The organism is Janthinobacterium sp. DSP2-3-3 (genome assembly GCF_049897325.1).
In the GTDB taxonomy this organism is placed as follows: Bacteria; Pseudomonadota; Gammaproteobacteria; order Burkholderiales; family Burkholderiaceae_D; genus Janthinobacterium.
On the sequence record NZ_JAFCWA010000011.1, the window covers coordinates 192450 to 208635 of the forward strand.

4 protein-coding genes are annotated in these 16186 nt (G+C 68.2%); all 4 read right to left on the minus strand.

Translation table 11 applies throughout. From position 1 onward, the window contains the following. Positions 1-112 precede the first annotated feature (112 nt). A complete protein-coding gene (locus ACP7DE_RS21460) occupies positions 113-13792 on the minus strand; it encodes a filamentous haemagglutinin family protein (RefSeq protein ID WP_426073982.1) in 13680 nt (4559 codons plus the stop codon). Positions 13793-13978: 186 nt separating this feature from the next. After that, positions 13979-14926: a FecR family protein gene (locus ACP7DE_RS21465; RefSeq protein WP_426073983.1), complete on the minus strand. Its 948-nt coding sequence runs from the start codon at positions 14924-14926 to the stop codon at positions 13979-13981. Beyond that, positions 14919-15476, minus strand: a complete 558-nt coding sequence (locus ACP7DE_RS21470; protein WP_426073984.1) for an RNA polymerase sigma factor — start codon at positions 15474-15476, stop codon at positions 14919-14921. The genes ACP7DE_RS21465 and ACP7DE_RS21470 overlap by 8 nt, the downstream gene beginning before the upstream one ends. Before the next feature lie 2 nt (positions 15477-15478). After that, the gene (locus ACP7DE_RS21475; protein ID WP_426073985.1) at positions 15479-16144 is read right to left on the minus strand and encodes a secretin and TonB N-terminal domain-containing protein; all 666 of its coding nucleotides are present in this window, start codon (positions 16142-16144) and stop codon (positions 15479-15481) included. Positions 16145-16186 lie beyond the last annotated feature (42 nt).

Consider the following 16186-nt stretch of genomic DNA (forward strand, 5'->3'; position numbering starts at 1 on the left):
GCGCTGGGCCGGCGTTTTATACTGCGGATGTGGTCCACCGAAGCTTGTCTACTGATGCCTAGACTGCCGCCGCGCGCGGCAACTGTCGAATGTCATCAAATGTTCATAAAACTCATGGTTGCAGGCCGCGCCGCTCGTTCGGCGTGAGTGCCTGCAACTGCGGCGCCGTCAAAGGCCCTGCGCCCAGCACCTGCACCACGCCGGCCGGCTGGTAGTTCGACGCCTGTGGCTCACCACCCTTGTGCTTGCCGACACCGCCTTCGTCCGCCTGCTCGTTGCCAAAGCCTAGTACTTTCACCGTGAACAGCGATGGCAGCGCCTGGCGCGTGGCAGCCCGTTCACGCTGCAGCACGTCCTGCGCCGCAGAGACGGCTTGCGTGGCGGCCGCACTGGCATTGCTGAGCGCACCCACGTTCACTGCGGCGATGACCGGCATGCCTGTCGACTTGCCCTGCACCTGGATGTTTGCCGCATTCACCACCTGCAGCGCGGCCAGGTTGACGTTGCCCGAGACGCGGATGCCCGCCTCGCCCGCGTCGATGGTGCCCAGCGGGGCGATCAGGTCGATGTCGCCGGGCGGCACCTCCGGGATCGGGTTCAGGGTGGCGATGCCGGCGCCCGTGTTCGGCGTGGTCGGCGACAGGCTGACCACGCCGATGTTGTCGTAGACGCGGCGCTGTGGTGTAAACACCACGGTGGACTTGGAGCCGCGGCCGGCATTGATGTCGCCCTGCGACGACCAGGCCAGGATATTGCCGCCGAAGGTGGTGAAGATGCGGCTCTGGCCCAGCAGGATGCTGTCCCTGGCATAGATCTGGATTTCGCCGGCGCCCTGCGTCAGCACGCCCGAGCCTTCGCCCGGCACGAAGCCGCCGTCCACCCCGACCAGCGTGCGCCCGCCCGGCGTCAGGATGTCGATGTTGCCGCCGAAGTCGGTGTGGATGCCGGCATCGGCCAGGTCGAACACCGGGGCGTGGGTGTCGCCCAAACGCGCATATTGTTCGCGCGTCAGATAATTGACGCCCTTGCGCGGCCGCTTGGTACTGACTCCCTCGGCGCCGTCCACATAGTAGGTGGCACCACTGAACATGGTCAGGTCACCCGCGTAGGTCACGGGTTTGCCCTGCGCATCCTTGGTCGGGAACAACGTGGCGATCGCTTCGCGGCCGCGCAGGTAGCTGCCTTCGCGCACGCCGCCCGCCGCCGTGTACTCGCGCCCGCCAGCCTTGAGTTCAGCGAAATAGACGTTGCGCAGGAAGACCCGCTGCTGCTCGGCCGGCAAGGCCGCGAAAAACTTGCGTGCGTCCATGCTGGCTGCATCAAAGCGCTTTCCGAGACCATTGGGCTGGCCGGCGCCGTAGCGGGTTTCCAGCCAGTTGACCAGGTGCAGTTGGCTGGAAAGACCATACTCGCGCTGCAGGTCGCGCTTGGCGCCGCCGCTGCTGGCCTGGCGAGTCTTGTCGAGCTCGCTCTGACGCGTGGCCAGGAAGGCGGGCGCGCCCGCTTCATCGCCGCTGTAGCCGAATTCCGTGCGCAACCAGTCGGCCAGGCCCAGGCGGCCGCCATACACGGCCACCGCCTTGCCGGGCTGGTCGGCCAGCGATTTGCCTCGGTCGATCAGGTTGGCAGCGTCGAGATAGCGCGCCGCAAAGGCGTCGTAGTTGGGACCATGTGCCCCAACCCCGGCCGCCACCGCGATGCTGGCGCCGCTGCTGCGATCACCAGACGTGACATTGGCCACCGCCCCGATACTCTTCAGCTCGGCCTTGTCGGCCATGTCAATGTCGCGCCCGGCCGTCACTTCCAGCGTGCCTGGACCGCCCACGTAGAAGGTGCCGTAACGGATGTCGCGGCCGGCATGCACGACCGACACCGCGTCCGGATTGTTGTGCAGTATCAGATTGCCGCGCGCCGAACCAACAAAGTTTTCCGTCGGCCGCAGCGGCAGCGAAGGATTGGCGTACGCTATCTCCGAAGTCCAGCCCAGCAGTCCCTGTGGCGTGGCTTCGACCAGCCCCAGCGCCGTGCCGGAGTTGACGATGTCGCGTCCTGCACGGATATCGACCGGACCGGCGCCCTCGTACCAGGTACTGTGGCTGGCCGCGTTGCCGCCGCCGCGCGTAATGATGGAACCGGTGCGCAGCCCGACGATATCGCCCGCCAGCGCGTAATAGCGTGCTGGCAGCTGGTCCTGCACCGCATAGCCCGAGGCGGTGGGCGGCGTCAGCGTGAACAGCGGATAGCGCTGCGGTAAAGCGCCGGCTTCGCGCGACGCGAACAGCACGCTGGGCGCCTGTGCTTCCTGGCTGACGTTATGCGTATACATGTCGCCATAGGCGGTGGTGCCGGAGACGCCCGCGAAGCCCGGATTGAAAGGGCTGGGCAGCGCAGTCGAATCGGCGCCCGACGCCGTCACCGAATAAGCACCGGCGTAGATCGAATCGGCTGCCAGCAGTTCCAGCTGCCCCGGCGTGCGGCGGGTGAAATGCGCATTGACCGGCGATGGCGCCAGCAGCAGGCCGGTGGCCGGCCGCGCCAGCGCATTCGTGCCAATATCCTCCGCACCCTGGGCGGAGTTGCCCACATACAAGTTGCCGCTGGCGGCCACCGCGCGCAATTGCGACGGCATCACGAAACGCCCGCCGCTGGAAGCCTGGTTGCCGCTGGCGCGGTCGTCGCTCCAGGCCGTGGACGGCGTCAGGTTGCCGCCCGCGCTGAACAGGTCGATAGCGGTCGACGGCGTCCACAGCGAAAACCAGCTGTAGCCCTCGCCGTCTTGCGCCACGCCCTTCGCGGTGAACGGCGTGCCGTTGTTGATCTGGGTGACGCGGCCCGCGTCGCCCACGCCGCCCAGCACCAGGTCGCCGCGCGCATCGATGCGCACGCCGGAGTCGCCCGGCACCACCACCGGCCCGCCGCCCGCGATGGACGAGGTGGCGGTGTAGACCTGATAGGCGCGCGACTCCTGGCTGTCACCCTTGTCGAAGCGCAGCTCGATGCCACCCACCGATCCCGCCTCCATGCGCAAGGCGCCGCGCAGATTGACGAAGGTGCTATTGAGGTCGCCACGGTTGCCGGCAAAACGGGTATCCGGCATGATCTCACCGGTCGTGGCGGCAAACGAGCGCACTTCGGCCACCGGATTGAGGCCGCCGCCAATGCGCACGTCGAGGTCGCCACCGCCGGTCAGCGTCAGCGCGGAACCGTCGGCCGATACCCGGCCGGTGCTGGCCACCGCCAGGTTCAACCCCTGGCTGCGCATGACGAATTTGGCGCCTTGGTCGGTACGCGGCGACAGCATGCCGGCGGCACCGCCCGCCTCGAGCACGAGGTTGCCGCCGCCCAGGGTACCGATGCCGGTGAAGCCGGTCATCACGGGCAGGGTCTGGTACAGGTAGTTAATGCCGATGCCGCCGGCGACGTAACTGCCAAAGTTGATCCACCAGGCGGTGGGCACGCCATCGCCCTGGGCGACCGCGCTGCCGGTGCCCTGGCGCCACAGCCAGGTGCCGACGGCGCTGCTATCCTGCTGCGGACGCAGGTAGCCCAGGTCGTCGGGGCGACGCTCGGTGCCGTAACCGGCACCCACCAGATCGCCGGTGACGTCGCCCTGCGCGCGCACCAGCACGTTGCCGCCATGCTCGGGATACCAGGCCTGGTACAGGCTTTGCGCGCCACCGTCCACATAAGGCTTGAAGGCGTCGCCATCGGGGCCGAGAATGGAACCCTTGCGATCGGCCGCGCGCGGCAGCCGGTAAGCCGCCGCCACATTGGCCGCCTGGGTACCGGCCGTATATACGCCATACGGCGAACTCTGGTTAAAATTGCCGCTGGCCAGAAGGTCCAGGTCACCGGTACCCGTACGCAGCACGCTGAACAGCTGTTGCCGCGCAGGCAAGGGCACCATCGGGAAGCTGGCGCCTTCGGGCAGCCAGGTCACCAGGTCACCCACGCCCCACTGGTTGTACGCCAGCAGCTCCTCCACGCTGGCAAAGTCGGCGAGATTGATCAGCATGCCGGCGGGATAGCCGGAATACAGTTCCGAGTCGCCCATCCAATAGAAATTGCCCGCCACACCCTCGATCGGCGGCGCCGCCACCGTCGGCAATCTAGGTGCCAGAACCGCGCCGTAGTGGTGGTCGGTCAGCAGCAGACTGCGGTTGGCGCCCATGGGGCGCAGCGCGCGGGTATCGGCCGCCTGCATATCGGCACCCGCCACCAGGCGCATCGACCACGACTGCGAACCGCTGGCCAGCATCGGCGCCAGCGCCCAGTTACGGCCCTGGTTGCCGTCGGCATCACCCGGACGCAGGGCCACCGAGTCGGCGCCGCCAGGCAGCCGCACCCAGGTTTCGCTCGGCACCAGCGCGCCCTTGCGCAGCGTCAGTTCGCCGGCCAGCACTACGCCATTGACGGGTATATCGGGTACGCCGTCGCCATCGTAGTCGGGGCTCGGCATGTCCTTGATCGCGCCCACCGGGTACGGCAGCGGCACGCCGCCGGGCCAGGTCATGGCCGCCACGGACATCCCCACGGGCAGGCGGGTGCCGGCGTCAAGCCGCGTGCCGCTGCCCAGTGTGACGGCCTTCGCCAGCACGGTGCCCGCCAGATACACGACATCGCCAGCGGCATTGCGCACGGCGCCGCCCAACACCGTACCGGCCGGCAATTCCACCTCGGCCGTCAGGGTGGCTTGCGACGGCAGCGCCGTGCCGGCCCGCAAGCTCATGGCTTTCATCGGCAGGTCGTAGTTCAAGGTGCGGCCGGACTGGAAGAAGGTGTCGTCGGCCAGCGTGACCAGTTGGCCAGTCGGCACGATGACGTCGGCGCCGAACGGCACCCGGCCCTTGGCCAGCATCCAGCCCTTGTCGTCCGGCGTGACCGGCAAGGCCTTGCCATCGAAGCCGTCATTGATGCTGCCGAAGACGTTCAGGTTGCCGCCCGCGCGCAGCACCAGCGCGCCCGCTTCGCCGGAGCCGGCCACGCCGGTCTTCTGCGTGTGCGGATTGACGCTGGCGTAGCGGTGGCCCGACAAGTCGATGTCGCCATCGACATGCAGGTCGCCGTCCGGCGTGGCGCTGAGGATGGCCACGCCCGGACGCAGGTGGAAGGCGTCCTTGTCCTTGCGCAGGCCGGACAGGCGGCCATTCATCAGCCCGTCGTTGGCCAGGGCGCCCGTCATGAAAGCCACGCTATCGTCGTGCTTGCGGTCCAGATAGGCCTGGTCGATGACCTGGTAAGGGCGGCCGTCGGCCGTCGTTTCCGTACCCGGGCGGGCGTCCGTGTACGACCAGAAACCATTGACCGTGATGGCGCGGGCGCCGTCGATGGCCAGCGGACCGGCCGCATCGATGGCGATATCGTTGCCGGTGGCGCCGCCCAGGCGCCGGGCGCTCAATTCCAGCGTGCCCAGCGAGGCGATGCGGTCGGCCTTGCCGGCGGTGCCGGCACGCAAGTCCATGCGCGCGCCGGTATCGAGCACCAGCCGGCCGCTGCCGGCATCGATATCGATCACGGCGCGGTTGGGCGCCTCGATCACCTGGCCATAGCTATCGACCCGCAGCACGCTGCCGTGGGCGTCGAGCAGCGCGCTGCCGGCCACGCTGACGCCGTCACGCGCTGCCAGGCGGATGCTGCCCACCTGCTCGCCGCTGGCGTCGACAGTGCCGTTGACGGCCAGACGGCCGCCGTCTACCGATACCGTGATTTCGCGCGCTTTCAATTCATTCTCCAGTACCAGGTCACCCTGCTTGAGCTGGAAGCTGCGGCTGCCGAACACGCCGCCCTTGGTCAGGCGCTGATTCAAGCCTTTGAAATCGGCGATATGCTGACCGCGCACGTCGAGGCCGCCCGCCGCGAACGGCACGTCGGTGCCGCCCGCGTCGTAGTGGCCGCTACTGCCGCCGGCGATGCTGCCCAGCAGCGCCACGCTGCCCGCCTGCGCGTCCAGCGCGGTGGCGGTGAGCTTGCCGGCGCGGTTGGAAACGGCCGAGAAATCGATGCTGGAAGCGGCCGCCTGGCGCACGTCGCCGTGGCGGCTGTCCAGCACCACGTCGCCGCCCCAGCTGTACTTGGCCACGCCGTTGAAATCGATCTTGCGGCCGGCCAGGTCGAGCCGGGCACCGTCGCCCAGTACCACGTCTTGCTCGGCGGACACGCTGAGCTTGCCGCTTGGCAGCAGCACTGCCGTGTCAAGCGTCACGCTGCGACCGTCCAGCGCCACTTCGGCGCCCAGTGCGCCGGCCAGCGAGGCCGCACCCGGGGCGGTTGCGGCCACCCCGAATGGCTTGGCGACATGAATGTCGCCGCCCGCCTTGATCTTGTTGACGGAGCCGGCGGTGCCGGTGAGCAGCGCCGTGTTTAGCGCCAGGTTGCCGCCGCTGCGCAGATAGCCCTTGCTGGCCGTATCCCAGCCGCTTTGCGACTGATACACCGAAAGCGAGCCAGTGTGGTTGGCAGTGATGCGCTCGCTGGCGTTGATGGCGACATCGGCAAAGCCGAGGATCAAGCGGTCCATGCTATGGATGGTGTCTGGCCGGCTGTTGGGGCCATAGCCGAACTCGACCTGGCGGGCGTCGACATGCAAGCGCCCGCTGCCGCTGCCGGCGCCGCCGCTGGCGACCAGGCCCGGCGCGGTCGTGGCGCCGTTCCACACCAGCACATCGGTCTTGATGCGCGCCACGGCGTCGCGGCCGCCGGCGCCGTAGATCGCCGGGGTGCCGATCACCAGCCGCTCCAGCGACGACTTGCCGCTGGCCGCATCGATGGTCGACAGTTCCACGTTGTCGTAGAAATTGATGGCGTCGCGCGCCGTCAGCACCAGGCTTTCCAGCGCCGGCGCACCCGCGCTGGCGTCGCCGCGCAGCAGGCGGTCGAGGATGCCCTGGTTCAGGGTCAGTCCGGCCGGCAGCGCGTCGCGCGCGGCCATGGCGGCCAGCGATGCTGCGCTGCCCACATTGATGCCGCCCACGGCCAGCACCAGGTTGCGGGTGCCGTAGGTGGTGGCGTCGCGCAGGTTGAAGCTCTGGTCCGTGGCGGCGACGATGCTGCCTTCCGAATACAGCGGCGTGCTGCCGCTGCACACGGCGCCCGCCGCGCAGGCGCCGATATCGATGCGGCCCGGCCCGGATCGCGGATCGGTGCTCACGCCGGGCGCCAGCATGTCCAGCCGGCCATTCGATACGGCCAGCACGCTGGACGTACCAGGCGCATACACATAGCCGTTGCTCGCATCCCAAGCGGCGGCGCCACGGCCCAGGGTGTTGATACCGCCACCCTGCTCGATGACGATGCCGCCAGCCTTTTTATTGGTCACCAAAAACACTTCGCCAGCCTTGAGCACGGCACCGTCGCGCACCACGATGTTATCGACGCCGCCCTGGAACTGGGCGATATTCGCTTGCTGGTTGCCGTTGGTACTGCTGTAGTTGACGGTAGGCAAGCCGCCGATGCCCAGACGCGGAGCGCCGATGGCGTTCAGGGCGTCGACCCGCACGGCGATACCTTCGAAGCCGACGCTAGGCGCGGCGGTGCTGCCGATGATTTCGTAGTTCTTGCCGAAGCCACCCATCAGCAGCGCGCTGCCCCCAAAGCCATCCTTGCCTGGCGTGTAGTTGGCCGTGCCGGCAAAGCGCAGCGCATCGTCGGTGCTGGCCTTGGACTGCACCAGTTCGATGTGCAGCGCCTTGGCGTCGCGTTCGAGCAGTGGCCGCGGCACGCCGTCGCGCACCGCCTGCGCCAGCGCGAATGCGCCGTAGCTCGTTTCATTGTATTGCGAATAGCTGCGCAGCACGTCAGCCGGCGTCAGCACCGCCTGTGATGGCAGCGCCGTGCGCCGGTCGGTATTGCTGGTGCCCAACTGGACAGCGGCGGTAATCGAGCCGTTGCGCATGGCCGTGGCCGACCCGACGGGCAAGCCGCCGGCGGCCAGACCGTTCAGTTCCACCCGGAACGCGCCGGGCAGTAGCGCAAAACTCGACGGCAGCAGGGTATAAGTGCCGGCAGCCAGGCCGGGCACGCCGGCGCCGATGGTGATCTGGCGCCCCAGCGCCGGATCGCCGGCGCCATTCTCGGCCACGATGGGCGCATAGCCCGCCTGCGCACCCGGAACGATGGCGTAGACGGGATTGGTGGTCAGGCCCGGCAGCACGAAGCCGCCTTTGCTGGACGTCTGCACCAACGGGTTGAGGCGGGCGTCGGTCGAACCGCCGCGTCCGGCAAGGAAGGCCGCGCCGGTCAGGGTGCCGCCGCCGGACAGGTCGAGCACGGCGCCAGCGCGCACATCGACGTGTTCGCCGGTGAGCACGACGGCCGGGTCCTTGCCCACCCCCTTGTATGCGACGTCGACGCCGTCCATCATATAGCTCAGGCCATCGAGCGAGCCGCCGTACGGCATCACCAGGCCGTTGGCGCTGACCGATGTCACACTGCCGGGCAGCAGATTGGTCTGGCCGGTCACTGCGCCATTCGTATTCTGGCCCAGCGTGATTTTGCCCAGCGGCGCGCGCACCACGCCACCTTGATTCACCGTGGCGGCACTCAGTTCAAGCGAGCCGAACACCGAGTAGGGCAGGGCGGGCAATGGCGCGCCAGGGTCGCCGCTGCGCTCGATGGTCAGCCTGCGGCCCGGATCGAACTCGGTCGCCCTTTGCCCGAATTCGTTGAGCACGTTGCGTTTGCCCACCTCCACCTTGCCGGTGGCGCCGCTCACCGGATAGATTTGTGCGCCCGCCAGGGTCAGATTTCCGGGCGTGTACAGCGCGGCCGCCGTGCGCATGCGGATGTCGCCGCTCGAGCGCAGCGCCAGTTCGCCAAAGGCATCGCGCTTGACCTCCAGGTCGTCGGCGACGTTTTGCGCGATCACGCCGTTGCTGCCGACATTGACGGCGTTGGCAAGATCGATCAGCGCGGCATGCAGCGTCAGGCTGGCATGGTCGTCCACGTTGGGTACGCCCAGCTTGCCGGCGCCGACGCCGCCATTGCCGGAGCCGCGCACCGGGTTGGGCATCAGGTGGTCGTCGCTCTGGCTGCGGCTGGTGCCGGCCAGACGGATGTAGGGCGCCGCAAGTTTGACTTGCGCGGTGGTAGCGGCATGGGCATGGTCGGCCAGGGCCAATGCGCTGGCGGTCAGGCGCAGGCTCTGCCCCAGCGACAGGTCGAGGTTGCCATCAAAACTGATCAAGCCGTTCGACAGCAAGGCCAGGTGGTCGAAGCCGCCGGCGGCCACACGGTCCGCACCCAACCGGGCCACGCCGTAGCGCAGCGCCGGATCGTTATCACCCACCTGGAGGTCGGCGGCCAGGCCACTGTCGCCCTGGAGGCGCGACAGCACCAGCTCGCGCGGCACGCGCACCGCGTCTTCCACGCCCAGGCCCTTCAAGTCGAGCTTGCCGACGATGCCGTAGTTCGGGGCTTCGAGGTTCAGCGCCAGCGTGCCGCCGGCCGCGCCGGCGCCACCGGCTGCCGCATGCAGGCTGCCGTCGAGGAACAGGCCACGGAAGGAACTGAGTGCGATGCTGCCGCCGTCGCCGGCCACCAGCACGCTGCCCTGGCCGGGCAGGTCGAGCTGGGCGGCGGCGCCGGACGCTTCCAGGCGTGCGCCGGGGCGCACGATGACAAAGGCGTCGGCCGCCTCGACCTGGGTGGCGTCGAGATTATGCCTGGCGCCGATCTCGATGGTGCCGCCAGCGCCCACATGGCCATACACGCCGCCCTGGGCGTCGGTGGCGGTGGCCGCGCGTCCGGCCACGTCGAGTACCGCGCGCTCGCCGATCCAGATCGACTGGGCATTGGCGCTGCCGTCCGGACGGTTGATCTCGCCACCGGTGACGAGCATGCCCGGCAACACGGAAATGCGGCCGCCGGCCGCGCTCAGCGTGCCTTCCACGGTGATCTGGCCGTTGCCGGTCAGGCTGATGCTCTTGCCGTCGTCCACGCGCAGCGTGGCGCCCTGCCCCACCACCAGCGGCGCCTTGGCGTTGCGGGTGCCTGCCGACAGCGCGATATCGGCGCCGGCGCGTTGCTTGAGCACGCCTTTCGCCGCATTTTCCTGCCACTGCGGCGCCAGCCACGGTTGCAGGGCGGCGGCTGGATCAGTGCCAGTGGGCAATTGGCCAGCCAGCGCCAGGTCGGCGCGCAGCAAGGGCATGCTGACGTCGATGGTGGCATCCTGTGCCACCTGCACACCCTGCTGGCCGTTGATGTTGTAGTGCGCAAAGCCACGCTGGAACAGTGCATTGTCCAGCACCAACAGCGGCTTGACCACCAGGTCCTTCGGCGCACGGTTGCCGGCCAGCAGGCGCTCGCCCGCCTGCAAGGTCACGTCGGCCGCGAACCCGGTACCGGCCGCCACCCTGGCGTTGAAAGCGGGCACCGGCATGCCGTTAGGGAAGGCGTCGGCCGGCACCAGGTAGCCGGAACCGAGCTTGCCGCGCACGCCCGTGAGCGTGATGCCGGCCGGCACGGTCATGCCGCTGCCGTATTCAATGCCATTGCTGCCGATGACGTAGATGAATTCATAGCTGATCGAGGCGGGCGGCACCACCCAGGCGGCTGGCAGGGTATAGGGGCGCGCCGCGCTAAAGTCCGGCAAGTCCAGTAGCGGCTGGCCGGGATGGATCAGACTGCTCACATAGCTGAAGTCGGCATCGAGCACGGTGCCGGCCTTGATGGTGAAGGCTTCTGCCAGCGTCAGGTGCACGGGTACGGACTGGCCTGCAGGCAACACGCCATTGCCGGCCAGCACGCCGCTGCCCAGCGCCACGCCGGTACCGCTGTCGATGGTCAGCGTACCGCCACCGTTGACGCCGTAGCCACGCAGTTCGCCATCGAGCACCAGTGTCTCCGACTTGACACTGTTGAGATCGTTCTGATTCGAGCGCAGCGTGATGTCGCCGCCGCGCCCGCCCTTCAGCTTGCCGTCGGCCAGCAAGGCGGCGCCCGAGGACGTGTCGATCGCACTGCCGGCCGCCAGGTTGACGGTACCGCTGCTGACCAGCGACACCGCGCCGCCGTTGACATAGGGCAGGCCGGACGTGTTGCTCGGGTCAAGCTTGAGCTGGCTCCACAGGCCGCGCGTGTCGAGCGTCACACCGGCCGTCACATCGATGCCCACCTTTGCTCCTGCCGCTGGCGTAGCGACCGTTGTATCGAGCCAGCCGCTCGTGCCGTTGGACAGCTTGCTGACGATGTCGCCCAGCACAATGCGGCCGCCGCGCGCCGTCAGCCCGGCGTTGACCTTGACCTGGGGCGCATGCAGCGCGATTTCGCCGCCAGGCGTGACCTGCACCGCGGCATCGACCTCGATGGCGCTGCCGGCGTAGGCCTTGATGCCGCCCAGGTGTTGTGCATTGAGCCAGCCGGCGTCGAGGTAGGTCTTGCCGACCAGGTTCTTGGGCAGCGCGTCTTCGCGCCGGAGATCGCCGGCGCTGGCGCCGCCGGTGCCGATATGGATGGCTTGCAGCAGCGCCGCAGGATTGTCGCGCAGCTGCGTGCTGGCGGCGTCGTACACCGGCGCCAACTGGCCCAGCACCAGCTGGCCATTGCGGGCGGCGGCCAGTTGCGACTGGCGGTAACTGTCGAGGGTGGCGTCGCGCGCGTCCTGCTGGCGCTCACCCTGAAACACGGTCGATTCGATCGCGCCTTCGAGCACGGCAGATGTGGTTCCCACCACCACGCGGCCCGCGTCACGACCCACGGTATAGCCGTTTTCCAGCCGTTGCTGGGCGCCGATCAAGGGATTGGCGAAATTTTCCGTCACTTCTGCGCCCCAGCGCTGGTGGTGCGCGGCGTAGCCTTGGTAGACGCCGGTATACAGCATGTCGCCGGGCGCCGTCGACAACCTGTAGAGCTGGCCATCCTTGCCGCTGAGCCAGCTCTGGCGAATCATGCCGGTCTGGACATTAAAAGTGCCGCCGGACACGTTGAGCAGAGAGCCAGCCTGGGTCACCAGTTCGCCACCCTGGAAGGCCACCGTACCGCCCTGCGCCGCCCATTCCCCGATGCCATGGCCACTGGTGTTGAGATAGCCGCTCACTTCGAGCAAGCCGCCGCCCGTGTACCAGCGGTCGGTCGGATAGCCATTCGTGCCGGCCGCCACCCGCACCAGGTCGCGCCGGTCGACCCACAGGTCGGTGCTGTTGAGCACCTTGCTGTCGCGGTTGCCGGGCGCGTCGCGCTGTTCGTTGCCCTGCGCATTGATCAGCACATTGTTCGAAGCCATCGCCACGTTGACGCCGACGGCGCCGGAGACGTCGATGCTGGCGCCGCGCGCGACTTGCGTGCGGCGCGTGGCCAGCGCATTCACCTGGCCACCGGTGGCCAGGGTCAGCGAGCCGCTGTCGAAGGCGATATCGCCGCCGGAGGCAATCTGGATCAGCGACAGGTCGCGGCGGTTGTAGGCGCCGTCGCTCAGCAGCGCCGAATCCTTGATGAGCGCGTCGCGCTGCACGTCCAGCGCGGTGGCGCCGCTGTCGTCGAGCAAGACCGTAGTGAGGCTGTCCGGGGCCAGGGTCACCAAGCCTTCGCTGCCGTCGGCCTTCAGGTGCACGGTGCCGCGTGTCGTCACGCTGGTGCTGCCGAGCAGCACGCCGGACTGCTTCACGTCGCGGCCCGTCAGGGTGACGTCGCCGGTGAGCGCTTGCACCAGGCCGGCATTCGTCACCTTGCCTGCGCCGCTTTGTGTGTTGAACTTGACGTCGACCTCGTTGCCACGGGTGCTGGAGGTCTGGTTGGCGTCCGTGCCCAGCCCCTTGCGGATGACAAAGCTGTCGCCGGCGGCCAGCGTCACTTGACCGTTCGGCGCCGCCAGGCTGCCGCCGTTATGCACTTCGCGCCCGGCCAGCAGCACGTAGCCACCGCCTTCCGTCACCGTCTGCGGCTTGCGGGTGCTGATCTGTGCGCCCGCCTGCACCACCACGTCAGCCGTGGCGTTGGCGTGCGTGGCCACGCTGCCGTTGAGCAGCAGGTCGTTGGCCAGCGTGGGCTTAAAGCCCGAGCCCAGGGTTTCGCTGTAGATGCCCTTCTTGAATTGACTGTCGCTCATGCCCACGGCGGCGGCCACCAGGCTGCGCGTGTCGACCTGGCTGCTGCCCGTAAACACGATGCCGTTGCGGTTGACCAGCATCACCGTGCCGTCGGCCTTGATCTGGCCGCGCACCTGGCTGGGACGAGCCAGCGGATCATTGACGCGGTTGAGTACGGACCAGTTCGCCAACTGGTCGAATTGCAGCGTGGTGTTCAGGCCGATGTTGAATGTTTCCCAGTTCAGGATCGCCTTGTCGGCCGTCTGCTTGACGCTCACCACGGTCTTGCCGTCGGCCTGCGCCTGCGTGGGGCCATTCGCATTGAACCAGCCGGCCGTCAGGCTGTTGCTGTCGACTTTCAAGCCGCCTTCGGCCAGGCCTTCCGGCACCTTCGAGCCGGCGGCGATGGCCGCCTGGCGCGCCGCCTGCTGGGCCGCCTGCTGCACGGCGATGGCGCGCGCCGCCAGTTGCAGGTTGTTCAGCGAACTTTGCAGCTGTGCATTGGCTTTTTGCTGCTGCGCCTGCTTATTGTCCGTCCCGATGATGGCCTGGCCATTCGGCAAGCGTCCCGTGGCCGCTGCCGTGCCCTGCTGCGCACCCTTGCCGGCAAACCAGGCGCCGCTGAACGGCTGCTGCGCCTGCGCGCCACCCGCCTGCAACAGCAGGGCGATGGCCAGCGCCAGCGGTTTCAATCGCACTGGGCGCCCAGTCCGGTTGCCCGCCATGGCGGAGGAGGATGCGTGTTTCGTGACCGACTTGCTTCGCTGCATGGCGACATTCCCTTTTCATGTTCCGTTGCTGACCGATATCGCGAGGCGGCGCGCGGCACGCACGGGGCGGGCGGCAGGCACTGATTCGCGGCTTACAGCAGCATTGACAGGGAACAAGGTCCGGGACTGCAAAAGGTCATCAAAATGTCATAATTGGCGCCCCGCCTTGGCGCGCCAAGGCGGGGCTCAGCCGAACAGCACGATGCCGCCCGGCAAACGCGTCACGCGCGCGCCATACGCATCCTGAATCAGGGCGATGACGTCGTCGAGACGGTCGAGCGAAAAGCTGGCTTGCACGCGCGTGAGTTTCAAGGCGTCGCCATTGAGGATCAGCTTGCCGGGACGATAGCGGTTCACTTCGTCCACCACCTCGGCCAGCGTGCTTTGCTTGAACACCAGCAGCCGCTGGCGCCACGCGCTGACGTCGCCCCTTGCCACCGCATGCGCGATGCCGAAATGCTCGGGCCGGTAGCGCAGCTGCTGGCCGGCGGCCAGTTCCGCATCGTTGCCAGCCTGCGCCACGCGCAAGCGGCCAGCCAGGCACGTCACGCACACTTCCTGGCCAAACAGGCGGATATTGAAGCGCGCGCTGGCGGCCGACACCGTGCCGTCGCCCGCTTGCACGCGCACGCGCGCCGCACCGCGCAAGCCGGCCTGGAATTCCGCCTCGCCGGCTAGCAGCACCAGCGACGCGGCACCATCCTGCAGAGGCGCCGCGTCGAGGCGCGTCTGCGTATTCATCTGCACCAGCACGCCGCCATCGAGCGCCACTGCGCGCTGCTCGCCCGTGCCCGTGGCGTAGTCGGCGCCCAGGCCCGCCACGGCCGGCCACAGGTCCGTCGGCGGGCGCAGCACCAGCAGCCCCAGCGAGGCCGCCACGGCACCGCCCAGCCAGGCGCGCCGCGCCGTGCTCACCGGGCGCTGCGCCCGCTCGACGGCGCGCGCCGCCGGCGCCATCGCGCCCCACACGGCACGCGCCTCGGCAAACGCGTTGGCATGCTTGCGGCTGCGCGCACACCAGTGGCGAAACACTTGCGCATCGCGCTCGCTGACCTGGCCCGAGGCCAGCCGCACGACCCACGCCTGCGCTTCCTTCTGGATGACACCCATGTCGTCTTCCGCTTGTTCAGTCATGATGTTTAGACGTTTTTCCCGCGCCGGGACCGAAGCGCTGGATGAAATCACGTCCCATGCGTTCGCAGCAATGTTCCAGGCCGGCGCGCAATTCCTTCTCCACCGTGCGGGCGGAAATGCCGAAGCGCTCGGCGATGTCGCGGTGCGGCAATTGATCGACGCGGGCGGCGATGACGATGGCGCGCCGGCGTTTCGGCAACTCCTGCAAGGCCCGCTCCAATTCTTCCAGTTCGGCGCGCGCGCTGAAGGTGCGGGCCGGGTCGGCCAATTCATCGGCCATCTCGTACAGGTCATCGATATCCAGCAGGCTGAGCAGCCGCGCATTGTCGCGGCGTTGATCTTCCGCAATGTTAATGGCGATGCGCATCAGGTAGGCGGACGGATAGCTGATCGCCTCGGGCGCGTTCATCCGCTCCACCCGCAAATACGTTTCATGCAGCGCGTCATTGGCCAGGTCTTCCGAGCCCAGGCGGCGCTGCAGGTGGCGGCGAAACTGTCCATAGCGTTCCAGGAACAACTTGCGCAAGGTGGTTTTGAGTAATTCCGACATGCTCAGGGCGCCCCGGCCAGGTGCAGATACGGTGCGCAATCGGCATCCGGATCGGGCCGCGGCGTCAGTAAAATCGTCAGCGGCTGCGGCAAGCCCGCCGGTGGCGCGCCATCCATCAGCAGGCTGCCCAGGCGCTGCAGCACGGCGCGGTCGCGCTGCGCCACGCCGCTCGGTTCGAGTACGTGCACGGCACGTACCTTGCCCCGTTCATCGAGCCACAGCTGGAAGGCCAGGCGGTAGCGGCCGAAGGCGTCAGGATGCAAACGGCACAGGGCGCGCGTGAGCGAGCGCTGCAGGATAGCCGCATAGGCTAGCAAGGGCGGTACGGCAGGGGCAGCCTCGGCCGGTACAGGCGCCGGCGCCACGGGGGCATCGGCCAGCGCCAGCAAAGTGAATGCATTGCTGCCGCTAAAGCGCGCGCCCAATTGCGTACCGACCAGCAAACGCTGCAACGCCTCGGCCGGCGTGTAGTCGCCGCGCACGGGCGAGGCCACGCGCCCCGCCGCCAGTTGAGTGCTGACCAGCACGGAATACCCGGTCACTTCGCCAAACGCCACCAGCGCCGCGTCGAGCGGCTGGGCGGGCAAGTCGAAGCGCAGGGTCGTGCGCGCGGCCGCATCAGCACCGTCCGCACTGGCAGCCGGCCGCACGAATGTCATCAAGGTCATGAATGTCATCAGCAAGCAGGCGGACAGGGCATTGCCCCTTGC

Bases quoted from the DNA above. Each gene is read 5' to 3' on its own strand.
- ACP7DE_RS21460 (WP_426073982.1), bottom strand. From the start codon at position 13,792: ATGCAGCGAAGCAAGTCGGTCACGAAACACGCATCCTCCTCCGCCATG.
- ACP7DE_RS21465 (WP_426073983.1), bottom strand. From the start codon at position 14,926: ATGACTGAACAAGCGGAAGACGACATGGGTGTCATCCAGAAGGAAGCG.
- ACP7DE_RS21470 (WP_426073984.1), bottom strand. From the start codon at position 15,476: ATGTCGGAATTACTCAAAACCACCTTGCGCAAGTTGTTCCTGGAACGC.
- ACP7DE_RS21475 (WP_426073985.1), bottom strand. From the start codon at position 16,144: ATGACCTTGATGACATTCGTGCGGCCGGCTGCCAGTGCGGACGGTGCT.